Source organism: Fulvivirga lutimaris (genome assembly GCF_009711525.1).
Classification (GTDB): Bacteria; Bacteroidota; Bacteroidia; order Cytophagales; family Cyclobacteriaceae; genus Fulvivirga; species Fulvivirga lutimaris.
This window is the reverse complement of record NZ_SMLV01000173.1, coordinates 1-3910: the sequence shown is the minus strand read 5'-3', so window position 1 is coordinate 3910 and position 3910 is coordinate 1. Positions and strand designations below refer to the sequence as shown.

Below are 3910 nucleotides of genomic sequence, written 5' to 3'. Positions count from 1 at the left end.
ATGTTAAAATAGTCCAATTTATCAGTCTATTTTTTTGTTAATCTGTACATCAATAGTGCTGCTCTTTTGGCTTGCACAGGCAACATATTAAGGTTTCCTGTTTCGTTTACTGTATGATCATCCGCACCACTTAAACCTAATCCATCTACAGCCATATCAACAAGTCCGGCAGTAAATGATACGTCAGCTGCACCAGCATTTCTTGGGTTCACTGCTGTTACTGACCCGTAACCCAAACTCTTACTTACCTCATCATACATTGATAAAAGCTGCTTATTTCCATCAGTTACTCCAAGGGGAGGGTAGCCACCTGGATCGAAAGTCAGTGTAGCTTTAGTACCTGGATAGTTCTTACTAACTATCTCTGTCATAATTTTCTGTGCTTTATCTAGTTGCTCGAGTGATACGGCTCTTATGTCACCTTTTACAATTACATCTTTAGCTACAACATTGGTTTTTCCATATGCGCTCCCACCGCTTTTAGAGTCATCATACGCTACATCAGTACCACCTAGAATTGTTCCTGGGTTGAAGGTCAAATTTTCTTCTGTTGAGAGTTCTTTATAAAAGGCGTTCAATATTCTTGATGCTTCATAGATAGCCCCAACACCAACTTTATCGGTAAATATTTGAGAAGAGTGAGCAGCATTTCCCTCAACCTTTAATTCCCAACCGGCAGATCCCCTTCTTGATGTAACAATGGTCTTAGGCTTGCCATCTGCATTCTCAAAACCGAGGGCAATATCTGCTCTTTCAGCAGCGTCCTTAAGCGCTTTTTTCGATAATTCTAACGGAGAGCCACTTCGCTCTTCGTCTCCAGTCATAACTACCTCTATAGTCATCTTGTCCAGCAAGCCTGCTTCTTTTAGACCCTTAAGTGCTAACAGGATGATAACATTACCACCTTTCATATCAGCAACACCCGGGGCGCGCATGATAGAGTCATTGACCATAGTATATTCCTGAAAAGGACTTGATGGCTCAAAAACTGTATCGAGATGGCCTATCATCATAATTTTAGGTCCCTTCTTACCATTATTTGTAGCGATAAGATGTCCAGCTCTACCAAAGGCATTGCCAGGAACCATCTTGGCGTCCATTCCTAGTTTTTTGAATTCTTCAACTAAAACATCACCCACAGCCTTAACACCTTCAAAGTTCATGGTGCCACTGTTCATGTTGACCAGCTTTTTTAAAAGCTCAACTGATGCCGCCTCATTAGCATCAATAGCCTTAACTATTTTTGATTCAACTTTTGAAACCTGTGCATTAATGCTGATTGATGCCAATAGCAATGTTACCAGAGCAATACTTCTCATAGGGGGTGCTAGTATATAAAACGTACTTATTTAGTCTCCCTTGACCTAGGGGAGAAACTGTGGGCTATATTAAAGAAGAACTACTTAATAGAAGCCGTGCACTCATCATATTGATTAAGTGCTTTTTCAGCTGCTATTTTATCAGCTTCTTCCATAGTAACTCCTGCTTCCTGAGTGTTATTAAACTCCACAAACCAGGCTTCCATCGTGTTGTCATAGCAATCAGTAATTGGCTCATCAGCCATTAATGCATTTAACTGTTGGGATGGATTACTATAATTTGTAAACATCAGTACGAAACCAACTACAACTACCATCACGAAACCGAAAAAGAAAATAGGATATTTCATTTTTTAAACTTTTATTTTACAAATTCAATCATTGCAGAGTAACTCAAAATAACTATTTGGAATAATTTGCAATGAATTAGTATCAATAAAGGTAACCTAATTTTTACAAATCTCTATGCATTTTAACAAGGTTCAGAAGATTAAAGTGCATCATCTTGAAGATGAGGATATTACTAAGCGTTTTTTTAGAATGGAACGGCTTGAAGATCATTATGATAGAGTAGATGGCCAAACAAGTAAGCCGCATCGCCATGATTTCTACACTATTATATGGTTGGTAAAAGGCAAGGGTTATCATGTAATAGATTTCAACAAGTTTAAGTTCGCTCAGCATCAGTTATACTTCATATCCCCAGGGCAAATTCATCAAATCTCTCATTACGACAGGCCAAAAGGCTGGTCTTTTTCTTTTTCAAATGATTTTCTTGTTAAAAATAATATCTCCAGTTCTTTTCTGAACAATATAAATATGTTCAGACAGTATGGTGAATCACCGCCACTTGAAGTAAATAATGTAGTAAAAAATGAATTGGGACAGCTTATCGAGCAGATGATTCCTTTTTATAATGGAAATGAAGAACACAGGCTAGAAGCCCTCGGTGCTTTGTTGTTATTGTTTTTAATTCATTGTAACCAAGCCTGCACTTTACCTCACAGCATTGGATCGACAGCCTCATGCCTGCTTGTTGATTTTAAGACTAAGGTTGAAGATCAATTTAGAGATTTACATAAAGTCAATGAGTATGCTGACCAGATGAGTATTACGGCCAAGCATTTAAACGAAGTAGTGAAAGAGACCATTGGGCAGACGGCTAAAGACTATATTGTTGACAGGATCATTATAGAAGCCAAAAGACTGCTAACCCATACACATATGACAGCAAAGCAAATCGCTTTGGAACTTGGGTTTAAAGAGGCACTTCATTTCAGTACATTCTTCAAAAAAGCTACAGGAGAAACGCCTATTCAATTTAGAAACAATCAGAAAGTTTCAATTTAATTTAGCCTTAAAAGTCGTTTAGCGAGCGATATTATATTTTTATAAGCATTCCCGACATTTTTGTAATATCCTTTTGTCCGTCTTTGGCGTTATTTAATGTGTAAACATTGATTATTGATATGGACAGGAAAAAATTCTTATCAAAAGCGGCATTAGGAACATTATCGGCAGTTGCAGCAAGTAGTATCCTTAAAGCTGAAACCAATGAAAATCAACTATTTAAACAGGTAGGATTTAATCACCTACCAAATAAGGAGGAAAAAACAATGAAAACCGTTTTGCACAAAGCAGAAACAAGAGGTCACGCCAATCATGGATGGTTAGATTCTCATCATACTTTTAGTTTTGCTAACTACTACAATCCTGAAAGGGTGCAGTTTGGGGCATTGCGTGTATTAAATGATGATGTAGTAGCACCAGCTCGAGGCTTTGGCACTCATCCTCATGACAATATGGAAATTATTTCCATACCACTATCAGGAGATCTTAAGCACAAAGACAGCATGGGCAATGAGGCTGTAATTAAAGAAGGTGATGTTCAGGTGATGAGTGCTGGTACAGGTATTTTTCACAGCGAATTCAACAAGAATGAAGATAAGGAAGTGAGGTTTCTTCAAATATGGTTATTTCCAAGGGAACGTAATGTTGAGCCTAGGTATGACCAAATCTCAATTAGAGATGTAGAGAAGAAAAACGCTTTCTATCAGGTGTTGTCACCAAATAATGATGATGAAGGTGTTTGGGTGCATCAGGATGCATGGTTTCATTTAGGAAATTTTGACAATGACACATCTGATGAGTATACTATAAAGAAACAAGGTAATGGCGTTTATGCTTTTGTTCTTGAAGGTGAAGCTGAGATTAATGGTCAGAAGCTTGGTAAAAGAGATGGGTTAGGCATTATGGAAGCTGATAAGGTTAACTTTAAAGCGACTTCTGATGCTAAAGTACTGTTGATGGAAGTCCCAATGGTCTAAGCATGAGCTACAAAGTTGCCGTCATCGCAAAAACACTATCCAAACTGCTAGTTCGGCTGGTCAATCAAAACAAGGAATTCGAGGCCGTTGGTTACACTTCTTTAGCACAGGTGGATATGAAAACCATAGGTGACTTTGATATTGCATTGATAGGAGGCGGTGTTGAAAGCACAGATATTGAATTGGCAAAGAGAATAATTTTAAATAATAAGTTGAACATAAAGCTCATAGAACATTATGGAGGCGGTAGTGGGTTGTTGCTAC

Annotated in this window: 5 protein-coding genes; 3 read left to right on the top strand and 2 right to left on the bottom strand. The window is 38.0% G+C overall.

Translation table 11 applies throughout. The features are described 5' to 3' along the window. Nucleotides 1-26: 26 nt before the first annotated feature. Nucleotides 27-1319: a M20/M25/M40 family metallo-hydrolase gene (locus E1140_RS01390; protein WP_155178270.1), complete on the bottom strand. Its 1293-nt coding sequence runs from the start codon at nt 1317-1319 to the stop codon at nt 27-29. Between the two features lie 80 nt (nt 1320-1399). After that, nucleotides 1400-1669 (bottom strand): hypothetical protein, encoded by a 270-nt coding sequence (locus E1140_RS01385; protein WP_155178268.1) that lies wholly within the window; start codon nt 1667-1669, stop codon nt 1400-1402. A 115-nt stretch (nt 1670-1784) separates the two neighbouring features. On the opposite strand from E1140_RS01385, the gene E1140_RS01380 reads away from it, so the two are divergent. The 3 genes from E1140_RS01380 to E1140_RS01370 all read left to right on the top strand — a co-directional run. Beyond that, on the top strand, nt 1785-2669 hold the full coding sequence (locus tag E1140_RS01380; RefSeq protein ID WP_155178265.1) for a helix-turn-helix domain-containing protein: 885 nt from the start codon (nt 1785-1787) through the stop codon (nt 2667-2669). A 266-nt stretch (nt 2670-2935) separates the two neighbouring features. Then, the gene (locus E1140_RS01375; protein WP_155178272.1) at nt 2936-3646 is read left to right on the top strand and encodes a pirin family protein; all 711 of its coding nucleotides are present in this window, start codon (nt 2936-2938) and stop codon (nt 3644-3646) included. Between the two features lie 2 nt (nt 3647-3648). Next, nucleotides 3649-3910, top strand: a 262-nt coding sequence (locus tag E1140_RS01370) for a hypothetical protein (RefSeq protein ID WP_155178263.1), incomplete at its 3' end; no start/stop codon positions are given.